Origin of the sequence: Mesorhizobium sp. M7A.F.Ca.US.002.01.1.1 (assembly GCF_004022955.1) — a bacterium.
Classification (GTDB): domain Bacteria; phylum Pseudomonadota; class Alphaproteobacteria; order Rhizobiales; family Rhizobiaceae; genus Mesorhizobium; species Mesorhizobium ciceri.
Window position 1 is genome coordinate 1 of record NZ_RZQE01000590.1, and the last position, 3127, is coordinate 3127.

The 3127-nt window shown below is 62.0% G+C and carries 4 protein-coding genes; 1 reads left to right on the forward strand and 3 read right to left on the reverse strand.

What is annotated here, in order from left to right; genetic code table 11:
- Window positions 1-1125 (forward strand): MFS transporter (locus tag EN932_RS32470; RefSeq protein WP_128369382.1); only part of this gene is annotated, 1125 nt, incomplete at its 5' end.
- Window positions 1126-1128: 3 nt separating this feature from the next.
- Here EN932_RS32470 and EN932_RS32475 read toward each other — a convergent pair.
- From EN932_RS32475 to EN932_RS32485, 3 genes are all read right to left on the reverse strand, one after another.
- Window positions 1129-2157 (reverse strand): NAD(P)/FAD-dependent oxidoreductase, encoded by a 1029-nt coding sequence (locus tag EN932_RS32475; protein WP_013531877.1) that lies wholly within the window; start codon window positions 2155-2157, stop codon window positions 1129-1131.
- Window positions 2158-2352: 195 nt separating this feature from the next.
- Entirely contained in the window at window positions 2353-2673 is a 321-nt protein-coding gene (locus EN932_RS32480) for a 2Fe-2S iron-sulfur cluster-binding protein (RefSeq protein WP_013531878.1), read from the reverse strand.
- A 111-nt stretch (window positions 2674-2784) separates the two neighbouring features.
- On the reverse strand, window positions 2785-3127 hold a 343-nt coding region (locus tag EN932_RS32485; protein ID WP_245483370.1), incomplete at its 5' end, for an Hpt domain-containing protein.

Consider the following 3127-nt stretch of genomic DNA (forward strand, 5'->3'; position numbering starts at 1 on the left):
ATCCAGGGCGCCGGTGGCGGCGGCTTGTTCGCTTTGACGCAGACCGTCGTCGGCGATCTCGTGCCGCCGCGCGAGCGGGCACGCTATGCCGCCTGGTTCTCCGGCACATGGGCTGTCGCCAGCGTTGCCGGTCCGTTGCTCGGCGGCACTTTCGCAGAGCACCTGCACTGGTCACTGATCTTCTGGATCAACATTCCGCTTGGTTTTCTTGCGATGGCGATCATCAACAAGCCGCTCAAGAAACTGCCCATTGCCGCAAAGCGCCATCGCATCGACGGCCTGGGCGCGCTGCTTCTGATAATTGCCACGGCGCTGCTGCTGCTCGCCTTGAACTGGGGCGGCAGCGCCTATCCCTGGACTTCGCTTGAAGTCATCGGCGTTCTCTGCGGTTCGGCGATTTTCTGGAGCGCTTTTGCCTTGCGGCTCATGCGCGCCGCCGAGCCGCTCATCTCACTCGAAGTGCTTGGCAATCCAATCGTTCTGGCGGGCACGCTTTCGATGTTCCTGCTTCAGGCCGCAAGCGTCGGCATGGCTGTGTACCTGCCCGTCTATCTTCAGGCGGTGCTCGGCTTGTCGGCAGCGGAGTCGGGCATCGCGATGCTTGGGCTTCTGCTGGGGACCGTCGGCGGCGCGGCATTCAGCGGGCGTATGATCCCGCATTTCACCCACTACAAGCGCATTGCGATGGTGGGCGTCGTCTTCAGCATGCTGTGCCTCTGCCTGCTGGCCGTCGTCGCAGGATATGCAACGCTGCTGGAGGTCGAGGTCTTGACGATTTGCATCGGGTTTGGAACCGGAACGACGTTTCCGGTCACCACCGTGTCGGTCCAGAACGCCGTCGATCGCGTGCATCTCGGCGTCGCGACGGGCGTGCTGACATTCCTGCGTTCGCTTGGCAGTGCGCTTGGGGTCGCCATGCTCGGCGCGGTCGCTCTGGGCTACGGCTTGCCGCTTGCCGGTGAAGGCGTGCGGATCGCTGGCCATAGCGCGACGGTCGAGCCGTTCGTGATGATCTTTGCCGTCGCCGCCGCTACATTGCTGCTGGGGCTGATCACGCTGACGCTGATGCCCGAAAAGGAGCTTCGCGGCTACGCCGACAATGCGGCGCCGATGCTGGCCGAGTAAAGTTCAGCCGGAGACGCCGAGCTTCTTCTGCAGGCTGGTCGATGAGGTCGTGTACTGGAAAACGATGCGCTCGCCGGGGCTGATGATGCGCTTGGCGGCCTGCGCCATCAGCGCCACTTCGTGGAAACCCGACAGGATCAGCTTCAGCTTGCCCGGATACCAGTTGATGTCACCGACCGCGAAGATGCCGGGCACCGATGTCTGGAATTTTTCGGTATCGACCGGAATGAGGTTCTCGTGAAGGTTGAGACCCCACTCCGCGATCGGTCCGAGCTTCATGGTCAGGCCGAAGAACGGCAGCATGCGCGTGCAAGGCACCTCGACGTCGCCATCCGGTCCCTTGATGGTGGCCGATGACAACTGGCCGTCGGCACCGGTCAATCCGGTCACCTGGCCGACCTGGAATTCGAGCTGCTTCATCTCCTGCATGGCATACATCTTGTTGACGCTGTCGGGAGCGGCGCGGAACTCAGGCCGCCGGTGCACCAGCGTCACGCTCTTTGCCACCGGCTGCAGGTTCAGCGTCCAGTCGAGCGCCGAGTCGCCGCCGCCGACAATGACGAGGTCGTGGCCGCGAAAATCCTCCATCCGGCGCACCGAATAGAAGACGCTCTTGCCTTCATAGGGCTCGATGCCGGGGATCGGCGGACGCTTGGGCTGGAAGGAGCCGCCGCCGGCGGCAATCACCACCACCTTGGCCTCGAACACCTCGTTTTCGTCGGTGGTGACGCGAAAACTGCCGTCCTCCAGTTTTTCCAGGCTGGAAACCATTCGGTTGTAGCTGAAATCGGGCTTGAACGGCGCGATCTGCTCGAGCAATTTGTCGACCAGCCCCTGCGCCGAGATCGAAGGCCAGCCTGGAATGTCGTAGATCGGCTTTTCCGGATAAAGTTCCGCGCATTGGCCGCCCGGCCGATCGAGAATGTCGATCAGGTGGCACTTCATGTCGAACAGGCCGAGCTCGAACACGGCAAACAGGCCGACCGGCCCTGCCCCGACAATAAGCACGTCTGTCCTGGTGATGTCGGTCATGCCTGTGCCTCGCTGCGCATGACCCCGAAAATCGGAACGATTTTCGGAAAGGATCATGCGCAAATAAAAGTGCTACAGCGTCCGTTGCGCGTCCAAGAGGACGCGCGGCGCTGTGGTGAAACAGCAGGACACTGCATGACCATCGCCCCGCTGCCAAGCCACAGCGGGAAAAATCAGTTGGCAAAAAGGTTGCGCTTATCCCTGGCGGGCAGGCACCCGCACGACCAAGCCGTCAAGCGCATCGCGGACCTTGATCTGGCATGACAGGCGCGAATTGGGCTGGACGTCGTAGGCGAAGTCCAGCATGTCCTCTTCCATCGCTTCCGGCTCGCCGACTTCAGCCGTCCAGGCTTCGTCGACATAGACGTGACAGGTGGCACAGGCGCAGGCACCGCCGCATTCGGCTTCGATCCCGGGCACGGCGTTGCGGATCGCGTTCTCCATGACCGTAGAGCCGTTCTCGGCGTCCATGTCGAAATGCGTGCCGTCATGGGCAATGAAAGTCAGCTTGGTCATTTGTCACCTGAAGGGAGTTGCAGCCGAGATAATCACTCCGGCTGACAAGTCAACTGCCGCATGAAAGCGCCGCCCGATGACGTTTTTCCGCAAATCGGATTCGGCGCGGATTCAGCGGTTGATGGCGGCGATGAAATCGCGCACTTCGTCGATCAGCGTACCAAGCCGCTTGAGCGTCTGGCCGTCTTCCGGCCGGTGCTCGATCTCGGTGGCGCAATCGGCGATGGCAAAGGCGCCCACGCCCCGTGCCGAACCCTTTAATCCATGGGCGAGCAGAAGCCGGTCCTTGATATCGGCGTCGACTATTCTGTCGCGCACGGACAGCGCCTGCTGTACAAATAGCGCCAGAACCTCTTGCTCTAGGCTGCGGTCACCCATCGTCTGGCGGGCAAGGTGTGCCAAATCGACCGGCCGTGACCGTCTTGGTCCGGATACATCTCCCCCGGGCATTGAG

Coding starts and splice junctions, on each gene's coding strand:
- EN932_RS32480 (WP_013531878.1), bottom strand. CDS start 2,673: ATGACCAAGCTGACTTTCATTGCCCATGACGGCACGCATTTCGACATG.
- EN932_RS32475 (WP_013531877.1), bottom strand. CDS start 2,157: ATGACCGACATCACCAGGACAGACGTGCTTATTGTCGGGGCAGGGCCG.